Raw genomic sequence first — 23,383 nt, forward strand, 5'->3', positions numbered from 1 at the left:
CCCTTATATAGAAATTCAGGAGGATAATAAAATGAATGTATTAGTAATCAACTGCGGAAGTTCTTCTCTGAAATTCCAGTTAATCGACTCTGAATCAGAGAAGGTGCTGGCAAAAGGCCTCTGCGAGAGGATCGGAATCGACGGCAGCCTTACCTATCAGCCGGAGGGCGGAGAGAAAGTAAAGTCGGAAAAAGACATGCCTACCCATACAGAGGCAATCAAGTACGTAATCGACGCGTTGACAGATTCCGAGACAGGCGTTGTTAAGAGCCTGGACGAGATCGGCGCTGTAGGACACCGTATGGTGCACGGAGGAGAGAAGTTTGCCTCTTCTGTAGTGATCACAGAAGAAGTGAAGAAGGCAGTAGAGGAGTGTAACGACCTGGCGCCGTTACATAACCCGGCAAACCTGATTGGCGTGAATGCATGTGAGGAGTTGATGCCGAATACTCCTATGGTTGGTGTATTCGATACGGCGTTCCACCAGACTATGCCTGAAAAAGCATATATGTACGGACTTCCTTATGCATACTATGACAAATATAAAGTAAGACGCTACGGCTTCCACGGGACAAGCCATAGCTTTGTATCCAAACGGGCAGCGGAGATTTCAGGTAAGCCTTATGACGCCGTGAAGACGATCGTCTGCCACCTTGGAAACGGTGCAAGCGTGTGTGCCGTATTAAACGGCAAGTCCGTAGACACATCCATGGGACTGACTCCGCTTGAAGGGCTGGTTATGGGAACACGTTCTGGAGATATTGATCCGGCGATCATGGAATTTATAGCAAAGAAAGAAAATCTGGATATCGAAGGCCTGATGAAAGTCCTGAATAAGGATTCCGGCGTATACGGTTTGTCAGGGCTGTCCAGCGATTTCAGGGACCTGTCCTCTGCAGCTGCGGAAGGAAACAAACAGGCACAGATCGCCCTGAAAGTATTTTCATACAGAGTGGCTAAATATGTCGGAAGCTATGCAGCAGCTATGAACGGCGTGGATAACATCGTCTTCACAGCAGGAATCGGTGAGAACGACCACGAGGTGCGCGAAGAGGTTTGCAGTTACCTGCAGTTCCTTGGCATAGAGCTAGACAAAGAAGCCAATGCCAAGAGAGGCGAGGAAGTGATGATCTCCACTCCTGGCTCAAAAGTAAAAGTCTATGTAATACCGACAAACGAAGAGCTGGCAATTGCAAGAGAGACAGTTGCACTTGTAAAATAAGGCTGACGGTAAAGAGAATGAGCGGATAGATCCCATGTCTGTCCGCTCATCTAATTTGTTAGAATATTCTGAAAACGGTGTGCAAAGGGGTCAGACCCCTATGAAGCTCCCCGTTATTTTACATTTTTTAGTTGACAAACTTATTTTACATGATATAATAATCTAGGTATGAATAGGAGTAATGAAGATGTTAATTAGCCTATCAGACGTTCTGTCAGACCAGCATAAGACAGTTGAAGAAACAGTGCCTGTGGAATTGGAAGAACTGCAGCTGAAGGCCGGTTTGTTTCCGGTAGTCAGCAAAGAACCTGTGCACGTTGTTGTTACACACGTAAAGGACAAGGAATTACAGATCAAGGCAGAGACGAAAGTCTCGGTCATGATTCCATGTGACCGCTGCCTGGAGCATGTAAAGCAGGAGTTTGTACTGGATTTTATTAAGCGCGTGGATTTGAGTGTTGCGGATGCTGATTTGCCGGAAGGATTAGATGAATCAAATTTCATTGACGGATATCATCTTGACGTGGACAAAATGCTCTTTAATGAGATATTGATAGGATGGCCGACGAAAGTTCTATGCAGCGAAGACTGTAAAGGCATTTGTAACGTTTGTGGTCAGAACCTAAATATGGGTACCTGTGACTGTGAAGATACGGGGCTTGACCCAAGAATGTCAGTTGTCCGTGATTTGTTTAAGAATTTTAAGGAGGTGTAACCTATGTCTATCTGTCCAAAGAATAAATCTTCAAAAGCTAGAAGAGATAAGAGAAGAGCTAATTGGAAGATGAGTGCTCCAAACCTTGTGAAGTGCAGCAAGTGCGGAGAACTTATGATGCCTCACAGAGTATGTAAGGCTTGCGGCTCTTACAACAAAAAAGAAATCATTTCTGTTGACTAAGTACAGAGAAGACAAGGCTTTCCGGGATTCCGGAAGGCCTTTTTTCATTTTATTTGACTGATATTCACTATTTTTTATCTATATTGTATAAAACCGAAAGGCTATATTTGTAGCTTTTGTCGAAATTATAAAAAGTGCTTGCATTCTTTATTATGCCATGCTACTATTTAACTACAAAATGAATCGATTCAAATTGAACTAAATAGTGTGAAATAAGGAAAAATCAATAGTAATATGAATTGATTTCCTATTCTTGTAAGGAGGAAAAGGAATGAAAAAAATTTTAGCATTATTACTGGCAGTATGTATGATGTTTGGGATGGCAGCATGTGGCGGCACTTCTGAGGACAAGGCGGCTTCTGACGATAAGACGGAGGGCGGTGCAGATAAAAAGACAATTGCATTAGTGCCTCCGGCAATGATATCCCCTTATTACAAGTCAGTGATTTCAGGCGCAGAGGAAGCATGTGGCAAGCTTGGAATAGAATTGAAGACGCTGGCGCCGGAATCTGAATCAGACTATGCTTCACAGGTTCAGATTGTGGAAGATATGATTACACAGGGTGTAGACGGCATTATCCTGTGTGCTATCAACAGCGATGCGATTGTGGCAGCTGTTAAGAAGGCTAATGAGGCAGAGATTCCGGTGATTATGTTCAATACCCAGAATGAGCTGGCAGGCGGGGAAGTGGCATGTTATGTGAGATATGATCAGTATGAGGCTGGCGGCAAGGTATGTGATTTTGTGGCGGAACAGTTTGGCGAAGATCTGAAGGTGGCAATTGTAGAAGGGCTTCCCTCTGACCACACGACGGAACGTATGGGAGGCTTCGTCGATAAAGCAGCTGAAAAGTACCCGAACATCAAGGTAGTTGCAAGCCAGGCCGGAGACTGGGAACGTGAGAAGGGAATGAACGCGGCGGCGAATATGCTTCAGGCAAACAAGGATATCGATGTTATCTTTGCTCTGTGTGACGAGATGGGGCTTGGTGCTGTACAGGCTGTCAAGGAAGCGGGCTCCGATGCGAAGGTAGTTAGTTTTGACGGCAATCCCAATGCCGTTGCCAGCATTCAGGCAGGAGAATTGGTATCCACAGTATCTATCGGGGGACCGGGAACTGGGGTCGCTTGTGTAGAAGCGCTGGATACGCTTTTTAAGGGCGAAACAGTGGAAAAGATTGTGAACGTAGAAACAGAGATCGTATGGAAGGACAATGCAGACCAATTCCCATCAGAGGCGGACTAATGGCTGCGGGCAGATAGCCGTACAAACAGATAGAGGACTGCAATAAGAGATAGAAAAGTACGCATGAAATTGCGTACTTTTCTAAAAAAGGAGGAAGCAGATGTCGGCAAATTTTATTTTAAACATGTCGGATATAACAAAACGTTTCCCTGGTGTTCTGGCACTTGACCATGTCAGCCTCCGAGTAAAAAAAGGGGAAGTACATGCACTGCTCGGAGAGAACGGCGCAGGCAAGTCCACCTTAATGAAAATTCTGGCCGGTGCCTATGTCAAGGATGAGGGAGAGATCGAAGTGTTTTCCAAAAAGACAGAGCTGGGGAATCCTAAGGCGGCGGAGAATCTTGGGATCAGCATAATTTATCAGGAACTCAACCTGATTCCGACACTGACCGTGGCTGAGAATATATTCCTTGGAAGGTATAAAATGAGGGGTTCCATCCAGGTGAACTGGAAAGAGGTATATGCAGCTGCGGAAGAGCTGCTTCAGGAGCTGGGCGTGGATGTAAAGGCAACGGACTATATCCGCGACTTAGGGATAGCGCAGCAGCAGATGGTTGAAGTCGCAAAGGCGCTTTCCATGAAGGCAAAAATCATTATCATGGATGAACCTTCGGCACCGCTTACGGAGAGGGAGACGAAGAACCTCTTCCGAATTGTGAAGCAGCTCAAGGAAAGCGGGGTATCCATCATATACATCTCCCACCGGCTGGAGGAGGTTCTGGAGATTTGTGACCGGGCCACTGTTATGCGCGATGGGACAACCATTAAGGAAATCGAGATTGCAAACGTGACAATGGATGAAATAATCCGTCTGATGGTCGGAAGGGAATTAAAGGATAAATATCCGAGAATAGAGAAAGAGATTGGTAAAGAATTATTCCGTGTCGAGAACTTATGCGCAGGCTCCAAAGTACAGAACATCAATTTTTCCGTCAGGGAAGGAGAAGTACTCTGTGTGGGAGGTCTTGTCGGGGCCGGGAGGACTGAGACGGTCCGTGCAGTATTCGGGCTGGATGCCAAGACAAGCGGGAAGATATTTATAGATGGGAAAGAATGTGAAATAAGGAACCCGAAGGATGCAATCCGTGCCGGAATCGGTTTTGTAACGGAGGACCGCAAAGGGGAAGGGCTTATCTTAAAACTAGGCGTGGGGGAAAATGTGACGCTGGCGGCGCTGGATAGTTTCCGTTCGGGTATCCATCTGAACCTTGGCAAAGAAAAAAATACTGTAAGTGAATATGTTAGCAGGCTGAATATAAAGACACCGTCAATTTTCCAAAAAGTAGAGAACCTCTCAGGCGGGAACCAGCAGAAAGTGGTTCTGGCGAAATGGCTGTTATCGAAGTGCAGGGTGCTGATACTGGATGAGCCGACCCGTGGAATTGATGTAGGGGCGAAAATTGAAGTCTATAATCTGATAAATGAATTGGCAAAAGAGGGAAAGGCCATACTGGTCATCACGTCTGAGATACCAGAGTTGCTTGGGATCTGCGACAGGGTTGTTGTAATGGCAAGAGGCAGGGTGAGCGGAACCCTTACAAGAGAAGAGGCGAACCAGGAAGCGATTATGACTTTAGCGGTGGGCGCAGAGGAAAGGGGAAATCAGAAATGAAATTAAAATCAAAAGAGAGAAAAGGAACAAGCTATGTGGGGATTCTGATTGCATTGATCGCGCTTTGCATCGTACTGACTTTTACCAGCAAGAGCTTTCTGACGGCAGCCAACCTGCTGAATGTTTCCCAGCAGATATCAACGAACTTCCTGATTGCAATCGGAATGACCTTTATCATCCTGCTTGGCGGCATAGATCTTTCCGTTGGATCCGTCATTGCCGTGACTGGGCTGATGATGGGGATCATGATGAAGAGCTGGGATCTTCCGGTTGCGGCAAGCCTGTTCTTAGGGCTCCTGTTTGCATCCGTTATCGGGCTGGTGACGGGGCTGTTAATTACCGGGTTTGATTTGCCGCCATTTATTGCCACTCTGGGTATGATGTCGATTGCCAGAGGGGCGGCCTATACAATCACAGAGGGGCAGCCGATATACACCTTTCCAAAAGAGTTCCTGGCAATTACAGGAAGGTACGGGGGAATTCCGGTTTTTACGATACTGATTATGATAGTTATGTTTGTGATAGCAGCGTATGTATTGAAGTATACAAAATATGGAAGGTACATATATGCGATAGGCGGCAATGAAAACTGCGCGAAGCTGTCAGGAATTAATGTGAAAAAAATAAAATGCATCGCTTATGTCATCAGCGGATTTTGCTGCGGCGTTGCAGCTATCGTACTGACCTCCAGGCTGGATTCAGCAGTGCCTACCAATGCGGACGGCGCGGAGCTGGATGCCATAGCGGCGGTTGTAATTGGCGGAACATCTATGAATGGCGGTGAGGGAACTTTAGTTGGGACAATCATTGGTACGATGATTATCGGGATCGTTGCGAATGGCCTGAATCTGCTAAATGTGCCTCAGGGAGCACAGCGGATGGTAAAGGGCGGCATTATCGTATTGGCAGTTATCGTAGACGTAATCAGGCGGAAGAGAAGTCAGAAGGCGTAGAAAGACCCTGAATGCAGAGAAAGAGCAAGTATTATAAGAAAATTAGGAGGATATCACAAATGGGGCAGCAAAACACAAGGAATGGGATGGGCCATAAGAAGTGGTGCATACCTGATTTATATATGAAGGAACCGGGCAATATGCCGACGCCTTCCCATGAGAGCATTACGCTCCTGAATACAGGGGATTCGACAGCGAACGTGAAGTTGGAACTGATATTTGACAACGGGGACGAACCAGTTCTGCTGGACGGGATCCAGGTGATGCCAAAGTCAGCAAGGCATATCCGCATGGACCAGGTGCAGGAGTGGAATATTACGATTCCCACCTCTGTATGTTATTCGGCAATCATAAGCAGTGACAGGAATATCGTCACAGAATATGCCAGGCTCAACTGGATAGACGGGGCTGCACAGTCCTTTGCAGTGATGCCGTATTTTGAAGACTAGTTAACCGAAAAGTCAAAAAAAGAGGAGAGACAGTAATGGAGAAGAGAAGAGTAGCGATCGTGACCGGAGGAACCCGGGGGATGGGGCAGGCAATCAGCGTGGAGCTTGCAAGAAAAGGGAATATAGTCTGTGCAATATACCGATCCCATGAAGAGAGCGCAAAGGAGACCTTGGCAGTGATGCAGAAATTTGTTCCTGAGTGCTGTGTTTACAAGGCGGATGTTTCAAAAGAGGAAGAGGTTCAGCGTACCGTACGGGAGATTGGGGATAAATTCGGACGGATAGATATTTTGGTAAATAATGCGGGAATCTTTGATTTCAGGTTCATCGATGAGATGGATTCGGCTTATCTGGACCGCGTAATAGACACTAATTTTAAGAGCCAATTTTACATGCTGCAAAATGCGGCGGAGTATATGAAGAAGAACAATTATGGAAGGATTGCCAATGCGTCTTCAATTTCCGGGCATTTTGCTGACTGCGGGCTGGTGGCATACGCCGCGAGCAAGGCAGGGGTGGATATGCTGACGAAAATCAGTGCGGCGGAGCTGGGCCCATATAACATCAGCGTAAATGCATATGCGCCGGGAATCATCCATACGGATATGACAGATGCCATGATACAGGAACGTGGGGATGAACAGGTAAAGGATCTGTGCCTGAACCGATTTGGAACAGGAGAGGACGTGGCTGCCCTGGTGGGATTTTTGACTTCACCGGAAGGCGGATATGTGACAGGGGAAATTATAGGAATTGACGGCGGAATGTTCAAAGTGCAGAACACCTATCTGGCTTACGAACATGCAAAAAAGCAAGGAAACTAGAGCTTACATAACAGCCGGGAACCGAAAAAACGGATCTGAGCTATAAAAGCAGGAGGTTTAAAGATGGAAGGAAAAATGAAAGCATTATTTTCTTATGCGCCATATGATAACAGGCTGGAAGAGACGGATATCCCAAAGATTGGGGCAGACGAACTGTTGGTAAAAGTGAAAGGATGCGGAGTCTGTGCGGGGGATGTAAAATCCTATCATGGAGGCATCCGGATTTGGGGAACCAGCGAGGAAAACCGCTATATTGAGGCGCCTGTAATTGGCGGTCATGAGTTCTTCGGCGAAGTGGCAGAAGCAGGGTCAGAAATGAGCGGATACAAGCCGGGCGATTTGGTTGTGGCGGAGCAGATTGTCCCCTGCAATGAATGTGAATTCTGCCGGCAGGGAAAATATTGGATGTGCACCGGTTCCGCCGTATACGGGTTCAAACAACACATAAACGGAGGGTTCGCAGAGTACATCAAGCTGCATAAAAACAGTATTATCCACAAGATTCCGGATTCCTTTACTACAGAGCAGGCAGTGCTGACAGAACCTATAGCATGTGGAATGCATGCGGTAGAGCTGGCGGATATCGGACACGATGACGTGGTTGTAATTGCCGGGCTTGGAGCAATCGGAACTTCTATGGTTAATCTGGCAAGGCTCTGTCTGCCTAAGATGATTGTCGGAATAGATGTAAAAGAATTCCGCTTGGAAATGGGAAAAAAATATGGAGCTGATTATGTGCTCAATCCTATGGAGTGCAATGTAGAGGAAGAAATTGCAAAATTAACCGGAGGTTATGGCTGCGATGTATATATAGAGGCATCCGGCAGCGGAATCAGCGTGACCCAAGGTTTAAACTCACTGAAGAATCATGGGAGATATATCCAGATGGGGGTATTTGCCGATGAGGTTAAGGCGGATTGGAATGTGATTGGAGATGGGAAAGAACTGACAATCAAAGGTTCCCATCTCTCAGCGCTCACCTTCCAGGCAGTTATTTCAGGAATTGAAAGCGGGCTGATCCGCACAGACGGGCTGATATCACATTCTTTTGGACTGGATAAGTGGGAAGAAGCCTTTGAGGCAGCGGAGAAAGAGCCGACAGCCATGAAAGTGATGCTGATCCCTTAACTTTCCGACATATTCGGAATAGGTGGAAAAAATGTTATAAGAAATAGGTATTTGCTGAAAATCCTATCGATTTCTGCTATAATATAACAAGCTATCCAAGCAAAATACATAAAACGGATATCAGCGGAAGGATATGTCTGGATACTCATTGCCGCCGGCATGTTTCAGGCATATTCTTGCTGACAGGAAGGGGATTACTTGTGGCAGTAATAAAAGATGTTGCAAAATTAGCCGGAGTTTCGGTAGGGACCGTTTCAAAATATCTGAATACGCCGGATTTATTAAAGGAAGATAAAAGGGCGGCAGTTGAGGACGCGATTCAAAAATTGAACTATAAACCCAATTTGTTTGCCAGAAACCTGAGAGTGCAGGATTCGAAGACAATCGCAGTCATTGCACAAGAAATCAGGAATCCGTTTCATGCGGCCCTCTTTAATACAATCAGAAGAGAAGCATTGAAATACAACTATTCCGTTGTCCTATATTCAATCAACGACGTAAATGGGAATATAGACACACTGTTTGAATCATTGCCAATCCATTATTTCAGCGGTTTAATCCTCTGCTATTTCCATGATATGGAACAGTCCATAGATTTTGCGAAGCGTCATGAGAAAGTACCGATGGTCATAATGAGTAATTCCAACAGATTTTTCAGTGAGTATGATTCGAACAAGATCGTACATGCAGACTTCACAAGCGGCATTCAGAAAATCTGCGAATACCTGATCGCTGTCGGCAACCACGACATAGCATATATTGGCTGCAAGACAAAAGACACGATCCATGAGCCGAAACTAAAAGGTTTCTTAACGACGATGGAAAAGTATAGTTTAAAGCCCCACAGCATCATCAGGCTTGAAAAAGAATACACTATGCAGACAGGCTACGAGTCGGCAGAACTGATCCTTAAAAAAGACACTCTGCCGGATGCCATTCTAAGTGACACCGATATCATGTCAATAGGCGCTTTGAACTGTCTGCGCAACCACGGTGTAAAAGTCCCTGAAGACATCATGCTTGCCTCTTTCGACAACATAGAGTTTTCCAAATACTGCAACCCCAGGCTTACAACAGTCAATGTTCCCATCGAACAAATGAGCATAAGGGCAGTAGAACTCTTAGTTGCCCAGTTAGAAGGTAAAGAAGAGGTTCCTCATAACAACGGCTTTGAATTGGAATTAATGTTAAGAGAAACAACAACTGTAAAAAATAAGTAAGAAAGTATACCGTTTCAAATTGCTGAAAAGGGATCAATCATTGATAAAAGAAGGTTAAAAAGACTAAGAACAGAGAAGACAAGGCTTTCCGGGATTCCGGGAGGCCTTTTTATGATATAGAAAATTACTATGGAATTTTCTATATCATAAAACCCTCCGGGAGGATGCACACGCCGCAATAAAGTATATAGCCGCAAAGCGGCATCGCGGCGGCGCCATTGTGCAAGCCCCTCATGAGTGCGGGGGTGGGGATATGAGGTGGGCTTGCCTACTTTGTTCTGATATAGGAAATTCCTCTGGAAGGATGCACACGCCGCGATAAGGTATATAGCCGTAAAGCGGCATCGCGGCGGCGCCAAAGCGTGCAAGCCCCTCATGAGCAAGGGAGCGGGGAGCTGAAGTGGGCTTGCCCACTTTTATTCTATAATAGGATTAGGGTGTTAAAAGGTCAGTAATCTTTAAAATATATGGAAATATATAAGGAAAAATTCAATGCAATAAGCAGATGATAAAATATTGAATTTTCTGTATAGTTACCGCAGGAAGGAGGGATTGGCTTGCTAATCACAGCAGATAAACGAGAAGGCCTGGCAGAGATATACAATCAGCTGGTTGAACTTGTGGGCATAGAAAATACGGAAGAGATCTATAAAAACATGAAGGGACAGCAAATAACCTTCCCCATGCGGCTTTACAGAACTGATTATATATCTAAAATAGTAAATGAACGGTATAACGGTAAAAATCTGAAGGCTCTGGCGAGAGAGTACGGATATACCGAAAGACACCTTAGAAACCTCTTAAATAAGAGACAAAGTTAAATATATCAATATGGAATGCAGGTCATTGAAAAAATAAGTACATAAAAAATGGTAACAAGCAGGTCTTAAACAAAAGATTAAGGAGGCAGGAGGTTTCGATGGGAATAGTTTTCTCCATTATACTGATTTATATGTTCGGCAGAGTAGAAATCTGTTCGATGCGTTTTATAGCAATACTGACACTCGGTACGTTTTTATGGCCGCCGGGAACAGGGGGAATCCTGATATGGATACTACTCAAGTGTTGTAAGTTCATTCACTAGTATAATAATTAACTGCAATAAGAGCCAACCTAAGTTGTCGATAGCGCTGCTCCACAAACCTCAGCGCAGCCCGCTACGCCTGCTTATGTGGAGCGGCTCTCTCGAAACGTTATCTTCTCTTATGAGTCAGTTACTTATTTTACGATGTACTAGGGGGTGTTAAAAAGCGTGTGTTTTAGGTATAATAAAATGAAATAAAATCATAGAAACGAAACCAGTACATCGTAAAATCAAGAAACATATGGGGCATGTCGTTCGATTTCCCAAGGGGAAGATGGAACGATCGTTTTGACAGCAGCCATATCTTTCACAGGATGAATTAAAACAGGGAGTTCGTATGATGGAACACCAAAAGCATGTTGTATGTGTTGGACAGGCATTAGTTGACTGTATCACCAGAGGGATGGAAGAGAAGCCTTATAAGAAAAATGTATATCGGGCGGACTCTATCTCGTTAAATACAGGAGGTGATGCCTTAAACGAGTCCATCGTCTTATCCCATCTGGGGTACCAGGTCAGCCTGGTGTGCGCGGTGGGAGATGACCTGGCAGGCCACATCGTACTGCATACGGCCAGAAGCAATGGAGTAGATGTTTCCCATGCGGCGGTATCTGCAAGTATTACTACCCCGGTGGCTAATCTGATGGTACAAAAAAACGGGAGCCGGCAGTCCGCCAACAGCCCTGCTACCCTGCTGGCGGGATACGAGCCGGACGAACGTGCCTTTCGCGGGGCAAAGGCCGTATCATTTGCCAGTCTGTTTCGGGCGCCGCTGGACAAAAAAGAAAGTATTCTTCGGTTGATGAAGGCGGCCAAAGCCGAGGGCGCGATCATCTGTGCGGATACCAAAATGCCCACATACAGGGAGATTTCCAGGGAGGACCTCCTGGAAATCCTGTCTTACATAGACTATTTCTTCCCGAATGAAAACGAAGCGTCCTATTACAGCCGGATTCTGGCGGGGGCGGAGCAAAGAACCCTTGCCGGGATGGGCAGTGTCTTCCTCCAATATGGGGTGAAAAATGTGGTCATAAAGACCGGAGAAAAAGGCTGCACGGCAGTCAGCGGGAACGGGAGTTTTCAGTTTCCCGCCAGAAAGGTTAAGGCAGTGGACTCCACGGGGGCCGGAGATAATTTTGTGGCCGGATTTATTCACGGGCTGCTGTGTGGGTGGGACTTAAGAACGTGCTGCGATTACGGCACACACTGCGCGGCTGTCTCTGTTCAGTATGTAGGGGCGGTAACCGGGATCAAACAGCAAAAAATGAACGGCAGCCGGACAGATATAATAAAATAGATCAATGAGTCAGCGGACATCTGGAAATCATGCAGGTATTTCCAGGTGTTTTCTTTTTAGTAAAAACAGAGAAATTTTCAAGTTATAAATAGCGAAAATATACAAAAATAAAGTGAAGATCAAAAAGCGATTGACAATTAAATATACAGGTGATATTCTGAGAAAAAGAAAGTCCGTGCACGGGCACAATAACAAAATAATCAGAATATTCACTTGAAAGGAGAAAGTATTATGAAAAAAACTCTTTGTATGCTGTTATGTATTGGTATGGCCGCGGCCATGTGTGCATGCAGTCCGGGGGAAAAGAAGGCGGGGGACGCGCCCAAGAAGACGGAGGGAGAGAGTAAAGGTTTAATTGGGATCACCACATCTATGTACACCAACGAAGGTCTCACGATCATGTGCGACACAATTAAAGAGAAAGTAGAAGAAGAGGGCTATCAGGCAGTCATAAAGGATGCAAACCTGGATCAGGCCCAGCAGACAAAGGATGTAGAGGATTTCATCAGCCAGGGGGCCAAGCTGATTATTGTAGAGGCATGTGATTCCGTAGGCGTAAAATCTGCATTTGAATTGTGCAACAAGGCAGATATCCCTGTTCTGAGCGTGAACCAGGTATTAGGAGATGATTTGCTGGAACTTGTGGTGGGCTCCGTTACAAGTGACAATTATACGGCAGGATATGAGGTGGGGCAGGAAGTAGCCAAAGAACTTGGCGGAAAAGGCAAGGTATGTATTCTGACCTACGATGTAGCATTTGTATGCAGGGAGAGAGGCGACGGCTTCAAGGCTGCCATGGCCGAAAATGAGGGGATCGAGGTACTGGAAGTCTTTGACGGTGTATGTACGGAAGATGCCGCCATGAAAAAGACGGAAGACTGGCTGCAGCAGTACCCGGATGTTACCGCAATCTTTGGAAATAATTCGAACTGCGGAGTCGGGATTGCGGCGGCAGTCAGATCGGCCGGCAAGACGGATGATATTCTGGTTGCAAATGTAGATGGACTTTCAGGGGATATCAGAAACATGGAAGACGGGGCTCTGGATATCACAGCGGTATATCCGATGAAGGAACTGGCGGCAGAAGCAGCAGATAAGGCAGTTGAGGTGCTGAAAACCGGAAAATGCGGCGAAGATCCACGCTTAAAATTCAGCCTTTGTACAATAGATGACCTGGATACTTACAAAGAGTATTGGGGAATTGAGTAAATACAGGTGCGTAATATATACTTGCGGCAGCGCACACGATGTACTAGTATCGTGTGCCGCCATAAAGGAGACATAGATGATGAATGAAGAAAACATTCTGCAGATGAAAGGCATCAATAAGAGCTTCGGCGGCGTGCAGGTATTACATGATGTGGATTTTTCCATGCACGCAGGGGAAGTGAGGGCGCTTGCGGGAGAAAATGGCGCGGGAAAGTCTACTTTAATGAAGATACTGGGAGGGATCTATGACTGTGATACAGGTGAGGTGATCATCGACGGTGTGCCAATTGGCCTGGGTTCTGTCGAAGTGGCGCAAAAACATGGCATAGCAGTCATTCATCAGGAAATCGTGCTTGTGCAGGATATGACAGTCGGTGAAAATATCTTTCTGGGAAGAGAGTTTCAGACAAAAGCAGGCTTTGTGGATTATCAGAAGATGTACAAGAAAGCGGCGGAAATATTGGAAAGGATCGGCCTCTCAACCCTGAAGCCGGATACAATAGTCAGAGAACTCAGCATATCACAGCAGCAGATGGTGGAAATTGCGAAAGCACTTTCCACTGATGCCAGGATTATCGTTATGGACGAGCCAACTTCATCGCTGACCGACAGAGAAGTGGAATTTTTGTTTGGACAGATAAAATCACTGAGTGAAAAAGGGGTATCGATTATCTATATATCCCACAAAATGGACGAAATCAATGAGATTGCGGACAGTATTACGATCATGCGGGATGGGCGCCATATTGTAACAGCGCCCATCAGGGAGATCAGCTATGAGCAGATTATCCAGAATATGGTGGGGCATAAAATAGAAGACTATTACCCTGATTATGAGGTGAAACTGGGAAAAGAAGTGCTCAGGGTTGAAAATTTGACAACAGAAAAGGTAGAAAATATTAATTTTTCACTTTTTGAAGGGGAAATTCTTGGGATAACAGGTCTTATGGGGGCAGGAAGGACAGAGCTTGCAAAAGCTTTGTTTGGCTTGGACGAGGTTCAGGCCGGCAGTATTTATCTGGAGGGTGAAAAATGTATCGTAAAATCACCGCGGGATGCAATCCAGAAGAAGATAGCGCTTGTCCCTGAAGACAGAAAAGAAAACGGCCTGTTTTTGGAAAATTCAATTTCCTTTAATATGACAGTCACAGTAATGGATGAATTTATAAAGGGAATCTCCGTAGACGCCAAAAAGGAGCAGCAGATCCTAGATGAATATGTAAACCAGCTTGAAATTAAAATGGCGGATACCCAGCAGCTTGCGGTTGAACTCAGCGGAGGAAACCAGCAAAAGGTAGTGATATCGAAATGGCTGGCGTCGAACCCAAAGATCTTAATCCTGGACGAACCGACCAGAGGGGTGGATGTAGGCGCAAAGTCAGATATATACCATTTAATCTGTCAGATTGCAGAGCGGGGCGTGGCAATCATCTTAATCTCTTCGGAGCTGCCCGAGGTTATGAATATGAGCTCCAGAATCGGTGTCATGTGTGAAGGAAAACTGGTCAGGTTTTTTCATCCGAAGAAGGAAGAAGTCACCCAGGAACAGATCATGCATTATGCAACAGGAGGATATGAACATGAAATTTATCACCAATAAAAGCCATGTCAGCCAAAGCCTGAAAAAATTTTTGAAGCGCAACTTTATGATATTGATCGCGCTGCTGCTGATTGTACTGGCTCTGTCGGTTTTCACAGATACATTTTTAACAGCCGATAATATTCTGTCCGTTACGAGGCAGATCAGCGTGGATTCCGTGCTGGCGTTTGGAATGGCAATGGTATTGATTATCGGATGCATTGACCTGTCCGTAGGCAGCGTTCTTGCCCTGAGCGGCTGTGTCTGTGTTTCTATGATTGAAAGCGGCATCCCTACGGCAGCGGCAGTTATCATTACGCTGGTATTCGGAGCCCTCTGCGGGATCATCAATGGCCTGCTTGCAACATTTACAACCATCCCGAGTTTTATTATAACCCTTGCCACGCAGCAGTGCTTCAGAGGCGCGGCATATCTTATGACAAACGGAAAATCAATCATGTGCTATGATGAGACGTTCAGTGCGATCGGAACCGGATATATAGGGCCTGTCCCGATTTTGGGGATCGTCATTATTGTATGCCTTGTATTTACCAGCATCCTGCTTAATAAAACAAAATTCGGAAGAGGCATGTATGCAATAGGAGGGAACAGAAGCGCGGCTGTATATGCGGGAATCAAGGTGAAAAAAATAACCGCCAGCGTCTTTATATTTACCGGCATCATGAGCGCAATGGCCGGTATTATGCTGGCATCGAGAGTGTATTCAGCCCAGCCTGCATCCGGTGCGGGATATGAATGTAATGCGATTGCGGCAGCGGTCTTAGGCGGCGTCAGCTTTAACGGTGGAATTGGAACTGCAGGAGGCGTGATGATCGGCGTGCTGATTATCGGGTTTATGAATAATGGGCTGAATATGCTGCATGTCACCTCCTACTGGCAGATTATTGTAAAAGGACTTCTTATATTATTGGCAGTGTACCTGGATACTTTGAGGAATAACAAGCGATTACATATTAAGAAGAGGGGATAGGCATGTATACAGAAATAGAATTTATAAGACAGTATGAAAAATATTCCGTACTGATGAAAGGAATTTGCGGGAAGGGGGAACCGGGACTGGAAATATTTCTCGATTTCCCTGTAGTTATGCAGGACATTTCCGGCGCGAAAACAAAGCTTAGGTACGATAGTTATGAAAGTACGGAACATGGATATCAGGCTGGAATAGAGGCCAGGGATTTATATGGCAACTGCTATACCATCACGGACGTATGGACAGCAGAGAAGGACAGCTATAAACTGGAACGAAAAGTGTCCTGCAAAGAGGTAAAAGAGCAGACGGGGATCCGCCTGACTTCTGAATTCCGGTGCAGGGATTTGAAGGCAGCATCTTTTGACGACTATGAATTTATAATACCCGGGGCCCTGTATAACCATAATGATACGGACGGGGACGGGGTAGATGATTATCTGGGAACATTCAGCCAGGATTATAAGGACGACAGAAATCCGGCTCTTTCGGTCACAGCTTATGGAAAAAAAGGAAATTGGTCGGTATCTCTGATCAGAGGGGATTTACCGCAGGAGGATAAGACAATCACCCGGGAGCAGATCAAAGCCCGCCATTTTATTCATCATACAGATATAGGTTCCCTGGGAATCGCACCATCCCAGTATCGGACGCAGGAATTTATCCTGCGATGCGATTACCCCTTCTATGAAAGAAATTCATTCTGTCTCAATGTAGATGGTTCAGAGTGGTCAGCCTACAAAGAGATTGGAGAAAACAAGGACTTTTCCATGACATATCTGCTCTGCATAGGGGAGGCAGAAAGCCTGACAGAGGCATCCTGGAATACGACACTTCTTCAGCTGGACAGAATTCTGGATCAGGAGACAGCACTGCCCTTTACTTTAGAGGAGGCGCAGCATTACAGGCGTGAAATGATCCACAACAGCTTCCGGGAGTTCCCGGAAAAGAAGGGAGCGCCGGCGGGGTATTTCGTACATTTTTCTCCACGCAGCAATTATGGGGAACAGAACCTTCTGGAATATGGTTTCTGCGGGGCACAGACACTTCTGAGCCTGGACATGCTGGCGGCGGCAAAGGACAATGGATCCGGGGAATACAGGGAAAGGGCGCTTAAAACGGTCGATTACTTTGTGGATCACTGTATTGAGGAGTCGGGACTGCCGAACGGAATTTACAATGTGGATAAGGAGGAGTATGTATACTGGTGGACGGGAATCCTGTTTCCGTTCCAGTACTCGGATGACAGGGAGGAACTGGAGGGGTATCTTGGCAGCCAGGTGGTGAGCTCTTTGATGGAAATCGCAAAGGAGCTGAAAAAGGTAAAGGGTAACTACTGCAGGTCTATGGTCGATTCTATGTACTATTTGCTGCGGTGCTATCTGTTCGAAAAGGAACAAGGAAAGGAACATCCGAAATGGCTGGAAGCCGTAATCAAATTCTGCGATAAGCTGGTTGAGATACAAAATGAAGACGGTTCCTGGAACCGCGGATATTCGATGGAGGGAGTACCGCTTACAAATCCGCCGCAGTGGTTCGGGGCGTCCAAAAAGGAGCAGGGTTCCGGGGCAATCTTCCCGGCCCAGATTCTGACAGCACTGTATTCGCTTACAAAGTTGGAAAAGTACTTGAAGTCTGCCGAAAGAGCAGCATATTTTGTGTACGGCAATTATGCTTCCCAGGTGGAATATATCGGCGGACTCAACGATACGACACACAAAAAGTCGGTTAAAATAGACGCAGTCGGCGTGATGTTTGCCATGCGTACCATGTTGGTGGTGTACGAGCAGACAAAGGATGTGAAGCTTCTTACAGGAGCAAGGGATGCAGCCCGCATACTGGCAAGCTGGACTTACCTTTGGGACATCCCGTTTGATAAAAATACACTCCTCGGAAAGCACGGTTTTAAAACGACGGGGTGGGCAGTATGCGATGTGATACCTGCGGGCAGTTATGTAGACTGTGAATTTGTAGAATTTATTCCCGAACTGCTGCGCATCGCCGGATACCTGAAGGACAGGGAGCTGGCAGTATTGGCGAAAATAGTGACACGGGGGATGCAGCACGGCTTGTCCATGCCTCAGAATATGTACGGATATGCAATGCCGGGGGTACAGTGTGAGGGGTATATGACCTCCCTCTGGCTGGCGGATACGGAGTATAAGGGCTTTTCCGGTGCTGCAGCCAAGAACAAGGGGGATGATAACGATACATGTAATGGACTGGTGAACGGGCAGGCGCTATTGAACTTAGACTATTTATCACAGAAGTACCATACGATGGATTTTGACACAATCATAGAACAAACCGTGAAAGAAGGATAAAGAGTGTTCAGAACTATGAGCGGTTTCGACGGAGGTATATATGGCAGAAATAATTAATAATCCGGTACTGAAAGGCTTCCATCCGGATCCCTGTATCTGCAGGGCAGGAGATGACTATTATATTGCAGTTTCGACGTTTCAGTGGTTTCCGGGGGTAGAAATCTATCACAGTAGAGATTTAGTACATTGGGAATTTATAAGCAGGCCTTTAAATGAAAAGAGGCTTGTGGATATGACGGGAGTGCCTGACTCAGGCGGTGTATGGGCGCCGTGCCTGACATACGGCGATGGTATTTTCTATCTGATCTATTCCAATGTAAAGACCTACCGGAATTACTATAAGGATGTGGACAATTTTTTGACATGCAGCAGGAGCATCTGCGGCCCATGGTCTGATCCTGTTTATCTGAACAGCAGTGGTTTTGATCCGTCCTTCTTTCATGATGACGACGGGAAAAAGTATTTGCTGAACCAACGGTGGGACCATCGGGATAAATCAGCTTCGTTTGATGGAATTGTACTGCAGGAATACGATGAAGAGAAACAATGTCTGACAGGAAATCCGCAGAAGATATTCCAGGGAAGCAGTATTGGGATGACGGAAGGGCCGCATCTGTATAAGATCAATGGGATGTACTATCTTTTCTGCGCTGAGGGCGGGACATTCTATGAGCACGCAGTGACAGTTGCACGTGCAGGGAATATCGAAGGCCCTTACGAGCTCTCCCCCTATCATCCCTTGCTGACATCGTATGGACATCCGGAGCTGGCACTGCAGAAATGCGGGCATGGCAGCCTGATCAGCACGCAGGATGGGGAATGGTATATGGCGCATCTGTGCGGACGGCCCAACGGGAACCAGAACCGCTGTATGTTAGGCAGAGAGACGGCAATTCAGAAGCTGAAGATGACGGAGGACGGCTGGTTCGTACTGGATCAGCCATCAGGGCTGCCGAAGGAGGCGGTAACGGCTCCGGAACTGCCCCATTTTCCAGTACAGAAAAAGAGTGCAAAGATGGTCTTTCCGGGCAGGCTCCCGGACGAATTCCAGACATTGCGCATCCCTTTAGACAGCAGGTGGATGGATTTTAACAGAGAAAGGCAGTCTCTGATCCTGTATGGGAAAGAGTCCATGGAATCACTGCATACACAGAGCCTGGTTGGTATAAGGCGGGAACACTTTCACTTTACTGCTGAGACGAAGCTTAGGTTTGATCCGGTTCACTATCAGCAGGCAGCAGGCATGGCGCTGTATTATGATACGACAAATTATTTTTATCTGAATCTGAGCTGGGACGAGGAAAAAGGGAGAGTATTATCGGTGCTTGTCTGCGATCATGGAAAAATCAGGGTCAGTAAAGGCGAACGCCAGCCAGCCGGCAGTGCACAGGAACTATATCTGAGAATGGAAGTGAGAAACAGGGAGGCGCAGTTTTGCTGGTCGCCCGACGGGGAAAGGTATCAGAATATAGGGGAAATACTGGACGCTTCGCAGCTGTCGGATGATTATTATGATGAGGCCGTACATGGACTCAGGTTCACGGGAACCTTTCTTGTTCTGTGTTGCCAGGACACTTCAGGGCGGCGCTGCAGGGCGGAATTTGAATATATGATTTATCAGCCGCTCGATGAAGAAGAGTGACGAAGAAAGAGGGAGTATTGTGTTTGCAGGCAATATTCCCTTTCATAATAAAAAGGAGGGAGTACCATGTTTATAGAGTTGGAATTTATACGCCAATTTGAGGCCTATTCTCCCATGATATCCATATGGAAGAACAGAGAAGAGTCCAGGCCGGATATGAGCGTATTTGTGGACTTTCCTGTTGTGCTGAAGGATATCAAAGGGGCAAAGAGAAAAATCCGCTATGATGCCTGCGGTGTATATGAGGATGGTTTTTATGGAGAGGCACAGGTGGAAGATCGGTATGGTAATCAGTATAAGATCAGAGATATCTGGAAAATAGAAAACCAGCTGATCAGATTGGACAGAACGGCGGTATGCACCCGCTTTACCGAAGAAACAGGGATCCATCTGACCACAGAGTTTCGGGTCAGGGGCAGCAGGGAAGCGTCTTTTGACGATTATCAATTCGTGATTCCGGGGGCCTTTTATAACAAAAATGATACAGACGGAGACGGGGAGGAAGATTACCTTGGGACTTACAGCCAGGATTACAAGGATGACAGAAATCCGTCTATGTCCGTGACCGCATATGCACAAAAAAGCCAATGTTTTCTATCACTGCTCAGGGCAGATACCCCATGCAAAGACACGACAATTACCCGCCGGCAGATCCAGAAGCGGCATTTTATCCATGATACAGACATTGGATCCTTGGGCATTGCCCCCTCGGAATACCATGTGGGAGAATGCATTCTGCGCTGTGATTACCCCTTTTATGAAAGAAATACATTCTGCCTGAACGTGGACGGCTCCGAATGGGCGGCTTATCAGGGTGTGGAAGAGGAAACAAAATTACAGATGTCCTATCTACTGCAGGCGGGGGAGGCAGAAAGGCTTACGGATGCTTCCTGGCAGACCACGGCCCTCCAGATCGACCGGCTACTGCGAGAAGAGGTGCCTCTTCCATTTACTTTAGAGGAATCGGTACAGTATAGGAGGGATATGGTCCTCGACAGTTTTCGGGAATTCCCGGATAAAAAGGGAAGACCAGCGGGCTACTTTATCCATTTTTCGCCCCGTCAGAGTTATGGCGAACAGAACCTGCTCGAATATGGATTCTGTGGTGCGCAGACACTCCTTGCATATGATATGCTGTCGGCTGCATGGGAAAAAGGACAGCGCGGTGCAGAATGTCTTTTGCAATACAGAGAGAGTGCACGAAAGACATTGGATTATTTCGTGGAAAACTGCATAGAGAAATCGGGGCTTCCGATCGGCCTCTATCATGTAGATAAAGAAGAAATTGTATACTGGTGGACGGGGATTCTCCTTCCTTTCCAATATTCCCATGACAGAAAAGAGCTGGAGGATTATCTCGGGAACCAGATTGTGGGGGCTTTAATAGATATCGCCGGTGAGCTAGCAAAAGTAGAGGGAAATTACTTCAGATCCATGACCGATACGATGTTCTATTTGATGAAATCATATCTGATCGAGAAAGAAAATGGACAGGAGCATCCGGAGTGGCTGCAGGCGGTTTTAAATTTCTGTGAAAGGCTCCTGCGGATACAGAATGCGAATGGTTCCTGGAATCGTGGATATACGATGGAAGGAGAGCCTTTGGCGCATCCGCAGGAGTGGTTTGGGCGGTCAGAAAAGGAACAGGGGTCCGGGGCGATATTCCCGATACCGCTTCTGGTAGAAGTGTACCGCTATACGAAGGAAGAAAAGTATCTGGAATCAGCCAGAAAGGCGGCTGAGTTTATCCTTTGCCAATATATTGGGGACACCACATATATAGGAGGCATTAACGATACTTCCCACAAAAAATCCGTAAAGATGGATGCCGCGAGTGTGATGTTTGTTATGAGAAGTATGCTTGCATTATATGAGCAGTGCGGCGATACACAATATCTTTCGGGTGCGGCAGATGCGGCCAGAATCCTTGCGGGCTGGACGTACTTGTGGGACATACCCTTTGATGCGGACACGCTGCTCGGAAGTCATGGCTTCCGGACAACAGGATGGGCGGGCTGTGACGTGATTCCGGCCGGCAGTTACGTAGACTGCTCATTTGAAGAGGTTGTCCCGGAATTTTTAAGAACTGCAGAGTATTGCCATGACGGCAGACTGGCAAGGGTGGCAAAGGCCGTGACGAGAGGGATGCAGCAGGGACTGTCAACGCCCTCAGACATGTATGGATATGCCATGCCGGGAGTCCAGTGCGAGGGATATATGACGTCCCTTTGGCTGGCGGACACGGAGTATAAAGAATTCTCCGGAGCCGCGGCAAAGAATAAAGGGGATGATAACGATACATGCAATGGTTTTGTAAACGGCATGACACTTCTGAACCTGGATTCTCTGAAAAGAAAATATGGAACCCTGGATTTTGGAGATATTTGTAAAAATCTGCACAATTAATAACCAAGAATGGCAGAAGGCGTGGTATAATTCATCTTGAAGTACACTAGTCGGAAGAGGAATAAAGTATGGTAACTATTAAAAAGATTGCGGAGATAGCTGGTGTGTCCAGGGGAACGGTAGACCGGGTATTGAATAACCGGCCGGGAGTAAATGCAGAAACCTATCACAAGGTAAAGGAAATAGCAGACAAGTTAGGATATGAGCCCAATATGGCCGGGCAGATGCTGGCGGCCAGAAAGAAAAAAATCAGACTTGGATTCGTTGTATGCGATACTCCGGTGGATTTGTTTTTTGCGGATGTTTACCGGGCGGCAAGGAGAAAGGCAGAAGAACTGAAGACCTTTGGTGTCACTGTCCATTTTTATCTGATCAAAGAATTGTCAGATCAGTTTATTGCGCCCCTTCTTCAGGAAGCAGAGGACGATGAACTGGATGGAATTGCATTAGTGCCTCTCAATATGGACTCCATCAGGCAATTCGTTCAAAAGATGAATAAGAGAAATATCCCAATGGTTTTTTTTAATCTGGATATGGAAGATGCCAGGAGGCTCTCTTACGTTGGATGCGATTACCATGATTCCGGAAAAGTTGCGGCCGGCCTGGTCGCGCTTGTGACCCGAGAAAAGGGGAAGATCGCTCTGGCAACCAGTTTTGACGAGCAGTCGCCTTCCTTTCTGCAGAGGCTGGATGGGTTTATAGAGGAACTGGATGAAGGATATCCGCAGATCGAGATCGTAAACAGGGATTCTAATATTGTCTTTCAAAAGGGAGAATATTCAAATGTTCTTGAGGTTGTGAAAAAAAATGTGGATTTAGACGCGCTGTATATCATCAACCCGGGTGACTACAGCATATGTGAAGAAGTCGAAAAGCTGGATAAAGAAAGAAGAATCAAGATGATCACCAACGACGTGATCAATAAGCAGAAGCCCTTTATGGACAGAGGGGTCATTGCCGCAACCATTGGGCAGCAGCCGGAAAAGCAGGGTGCACTGCCGCTGCAGATTTTATATGATTATATCGGGCTGGGGATAGAACCGGCAGGACAATATTTGACGGAACTCTCCATCCATATCAGACAAAATATATCCTGGAAGCGGGAGTGATAGGCAGGAGGGACGCTTACCGACAGCCGTGACGTGCTGAGAAAAGCCCCTGTCCTGTTGGAAATACGGGCCGCTGCGCCAAGCAGCAGTAAGTGGAAATCCGCAGAATCAGCCGGAACCGAACACATTCACCGCTTAATCTGATGATTAAGCGGCTCAGGTGTTCTGAAAAGCTGCTTTGGTGAGCAGC

19 protein-coding genes are annotated in these 23,383 nt (G+C 46.4%); all 19 read left to right on the forward strand.

Features of this window, described 5'->3' with window-relative positions; all coding sequences use genetic code 11:
- Positions 1-31: 31 nt before the first annotated feature.
- The 19 genes from MWG26_RS10045 (at position 32) to MWG26_RS10135 (ending at position 23,193) form a co-directional block, all read left to right on the forward strand.
- Positions 32-1,222 (forward strand): acetate/propionate family kinase, encoded by a 1,191-nt coding sequence (locus MWG26_RS10045; protein WP_025657686.1) that lies wholly within the window; start codon positions 32-34, stop codon positions 1,220-1,222.
- A gap of 187 nt (positions 1,223-1,409) precedes the next feature.
- Positions 1,410-1,937 (forward strand): YceD family protein, encoded by a 528-nt coding sequence (locus MWG26_RS10050; RefSeq protein ID WP_025657685.1) that lies wholly within the window; start codon positions 1,410-1,412, stop codon positions 1,935-1,937.
- A 3-nt stretch (positions 1,938-1,940) separates the two neighbouring features.
- A complete protein-coding gene (gene rpmF, locus MWG26_RS10055) occupies positions 1,941-2,120 on the forward strand; it encodes a 50S ribosomal protein L32 (RefSeq protein WP_004068723.1) in 180 nt (59 codons plus the stop codon).
- Positions 2,121-2,391: 271 nt separating this feature from the next.
- Positions 2,392-3,366 (forward strand): sugar ABC transporter substrate-binding protein, encoded by a 975-nt coding sequence (locus tag MWG26_RS10060; RefSeq protein WP_025657684.1) that lies wholly within the window; start codon positions 2,392-2,394, stop codon positions 3,364-3,366.
- Positions 3,367-3,466: 100 nt separating this feature from the next.
- A complete protein-coding gene (locus MWG26_RS10065; protein WP_025657683.1) occupies positions 3,467-4,978 on the forward strand; it encodes a sugar ABC transporter ATP-binding protein in 1,512 nt (503 codons plus the stop codon).
- Positions 4,975-5,931 (forward strand): ABC transporter permease, encoded by a 957-nt coding sequence (locus tag MWG26_RS10070; protein WP_025657682.1) that lies wholly within the window; start codon positions 4,975-4,977, stop codon positions 5,929-5,931. Before MWG26_RS10065 ends, MWG26_RS10070 begins: the two co-directional genes overlap by 4 nt.
- 59 nt (positions 5,932-5,990) lie before the next feature.
- Positions 5,991-6,380 carry a sensory rhodopsin transducer gene (locus MWG26_RS10075; RefSeq protein ID WP_025657681.1) on the forward strand — a complete coding sequence of 130 codons (390 nt, stop codon included), beginning with the start codon at positions 5,991-5,993 and terminating at the stop codon, positions 6,378-6,380.
- Positions 6,381-6,415: 35 nt separating this feature from the next.
- Positions 6,416-7,204 (forward strand): SDR family NAD(P)-dependent oxidoreductase, encoded by a 789-nt coding sequence (locus tag MWG26_RS10080; protein WP_117440654.1) that lies wholly within the window; start codon positions 6,416-6,418, stop codon positions 7,202-7,204.
- 63 nt (positions 7,205-7,267) lie between these two features.
- Positions 7,268-8,332 carry an alcohol dehydrogenase catalytic domain-containing protein gene (locus MWG26_RS10085; RefSeq protein ID WP_025657680.1) on the forward strand — a complete coding sequence of 355 codons (1,065 nt, stop codon included), beginning with the start codon at positions 7,268-7,270 and terminating at the stop codon, positions 8,330-8,332.
- 200 nt (positions 8,333-8,532) lie between these two features.
- Complete coding sequence (locus MWG26_RS10090) at positions 8,533-9,552, forward strand: LacI family DNA-binding transcriptional regulator (protein WP_025657679.1); 1,020 nt, start codon at positions 8,533-8,535, stop codon at positions 9,550-9,552.
- 557 nt (positions 9,553-10,109) lie between these two features.
- The gene (locus MWG26_RS10095; RefSeq protein WP_025657678.1) at positions 10,110-10,373 is read left to right on the forward strand and encodes a Mor transcription activator family protein; all 264 of its coding nucleotides are present in this window, start codon (positions 10,110-10,112) and stop codon (positions 10,371-10,373) included.
- 603 nt (positions 10,374-10,976) lie between these two features.
- Positions 10,977-11,933 carry a carbohydrate kinase family protein gene (locus MWG26_RS10100; protein ID WP_025657677.1) on the forward strand — a complete coding sequence of 319 codons (957 nt, stop codon included), beginning with the start codon at positions 10,977-10,979 and terminating at the stop codon, positions 11,931-11,933.
- Positions 11,934-12,164: 231 nt separating this feature from the next.
- On the forward strand, positions 12,165-13,142 hold the full coding sequence (locus tag MWG26_RS10105) for a sugar ABC transporter substrate-binding protein (protein WP_025657676.1): 978 nt from the start codon (positions 12,165-12,167) through the stop codon (positions 13,140-13,142).
- A gap of 76 nt (positions 13,143-13,218) precedes the next feature.
- Positions 13,219-14,742: a sugar ABC transporter ATP-binding protein gene (locus tag MWG26_RS10110; protein WP_243002514.1), complete on the forward strand. Its 1,524-nt coding sequence runs from the start codon at positions 13,219-13,221 to the stop codon at positions 14,740-14,742.
- Positions 14,723-15,712: an ABC transporter permease gene (locus MWG26_RS10115; protein WP_049915918.1), complete on the forward strand. Its 990-nt coding sequence runs from the start codon at positions 14,723-14,725 to the stop codon at positions 15,710-15,712. The genes MWG26_RS10110 and MWG26_RS10115 overlap by 20 nt, the downstream gene beginning before the upstream one ends.
- Positions 15,713-15,714: 2 nt before the next feature.
- On the forward strand, positions 15,715-18,036 hold the full coding sequence (locus MWG26_RS10120; protein ID WP_025657673.1) for a hypothetical protein: 2,322 nt from the start codon (positions 15,715-15,717) through the stop codon (positions 18,034-18,036).
- A gap of 40 nt (positions 18,037-18,076) precedes the next feature.
- A complete protein-coding gene (locus MWG26_RS10125; RefSeq protein ID WP_025657672.1) occupies positions 18,077-19,678 on the forward strand; it encodes a glycoside hydrolase family 43 protein in 1,602 nt (533 codons plus the stop codon).
- A 66-nt stretch (positions 19,679-19,744) separates the two neighbouring features.
- Entirely contained in the window at positions 19,745-22,084 is a 2,340-nt protein-coding gene (locus MWG26_RS10130; RefSeq protein ID WP_025657671.1) for a hypothetical protein, read from the forward strand.
- 68 nt (positions 22,085-22,152) lie between these two features.
- Positions 22,153-23,193: a LacI family DNA-binding transcriptional regulator gene (locus MWG26_RS10135; RefSeq protein ID WP_025657670.1), complete on the forward strand. Its 1,041-nt coding sequence runs from the start codon at positions 22,153-22,155 to the stop codon at positions 23,191-23,193.
- The last annotated feature ends 190 nt before the right edge of the window (positions 23,194-23,383 follow it).

Origin of the sequence: Faecalicatena contorta (genome assembly GCF_022835095.1) — a bacterium.
GTDB lineage: Bacteria > Bacillota > Clostridia > Lachnospirales > Lachnospiraceae > Faecalicatena > Faecalicatena contorta.